The following is a 566-nucleotide window of genomic DNA, read 5'->3' on the forward strand; positions in this document are numbered from 1 at the left end:
CGCGCTGCCCGACCGGCTTTCGGGCCACAGGCTGGCCGGACGCGCCCAGGACAATGCCCGCGCCCGCGAGGCACTCAGCGAGCTCGGCCTTAACCCCCTGATGGTCGAGGCTTTTCGCGACCGCTCCGGTCCGGTCTAGGCGCAGTTTCGCCTGGTACGTTGACGCCGCATTAATGCGGCCAATCTAGATTGCGCGGCAACTGTCGCGTGATCAGAGTTTCCGAATGTCCCAGGCGGGCCCGATCCTGTTTGTGTCCAATGCCGAGCGGCCGCCCTTCGTCGGGGCGCTGGACGAGGCGCGGCTGTTTCCCGTGGTCGACACCGACTGGGCCAGCGCGGCGCGCGCGGTCGAAGAGGTGCAGCCAGCCGCGATTCTCGCTGCGATGCAGGGCGGACACGAGCCGCATTTGGCCGCGCTCTCGAGAAAGATCGCCGACCAATCGCCCTACCTTCCCTTCGTGGCCGTGGATGCGGCGGGCACGCTGCCTCACAACGCCCTGCCCTTCTCCTCGCGCGGCGGCAATCCCGACCGCCTGATCGCACGGCTTCGCGCCGCCCTGCGCGTG

At 68.9% G+C, this 566-nt stretch carries 1 pseudogene; it reads left to right on the plus strand.

Annotated elements, in window-relative coordinates:
• Positions 1 to 224: 224 nt before the first annotated feature.
• A pseudogene (locus tag MOV74_RS39985) lies at positions 225 to 566 on the plus strand (GGDEF domain-containing protein); the annotation flags it as partial.

It is taken from the genome of Bradyrhizobium sp. SHOUNA76 (assembly GCF_023006445.1).
Taxonomy (GTDB): Bacteria; Pseudomonadota; Alphaproteobacteria; order Rhizobiales; family Xanthobacteraceae; genus Bradyrhizobium.